Origin of the sequence: Achromobacter sp. DH1f, assembly GCF_000633435.1 — a bacterium.
GTDB classification, from domain to species: domain Bacteria; phylum Pseudomonadota; class Gammaproteobacteria; order Burkholderiales; family Burkholderiaceae_B; genus Achromobacter; species Achromobacter deleyi.
Genome location: NZ_AYMF01000112.1, coordinates 1 through 494 on the forward strand (window position 1 = coordinate 1; position 494 = coordinate 494).

General features: G+C 65.2%; 1 protein-coding gene and 1 pseudogene. Both read left to right on the top strand.

Going from position 1 to position 494, the window contains the following annotated elements:
• On the top strand, nt 1-330 hold a 330-nt coding region (locus U858_RS0133260), incomplete at its 5' end, for an ABC transporter permease (RefSeq protein WP_029954779.1).
• A gap of 37 nt (nt 331-367) precedes the next feature.
• A pseudogene (locus tag U858_RS36430) lies at nt 368-494 on the top strand (ABC transporter permease); the annotation flags it as partial.

Below are 494 nucleotides of genomic sequence, written 5' to 3' on the forward strand. Positions count from 1 at the left end.
TTCGCCCGCGCCCGCGGCCTGCCCGACCGGGTGGTGCATTTCCGGCTGGCGCTGCGCAACTGCCTGATGCCCGTCATTACCGTCACCGGCATGCAGATCGGCAACCTGATCGCGTTCGCGCTCATCACCGAGACCGTGTTCCAGTGGCCCGGCATGGGGCTGCTGTTCATCCAATCGGTCATGTTCGTGGATATTCCCGTCATGGCCGCCTACCTGGTGATCGTGTCCTTCATCTTCGTGGCGTTGAACACGCTGGTGGACATGATGTATGGCGTGGTCGACCCGCGCCTGCGCAGCCAGCACGTCAAAGGAGGCGCCAATGCTCACTAAACCGTTTTCCGGCCAGGGCCGGGGCAGGCTGGCCCGGATGCTGCAAAGCGACCTGTGGTGGAGCCTGCGGCAGGACTACGTGGCGATGGGCGCTGGCATCGTGCTGCTGGCGGTGGTGCTGCTGGCCGTGTTCGCCCCGCTGATCGCGCCGCAGAATCCCTACG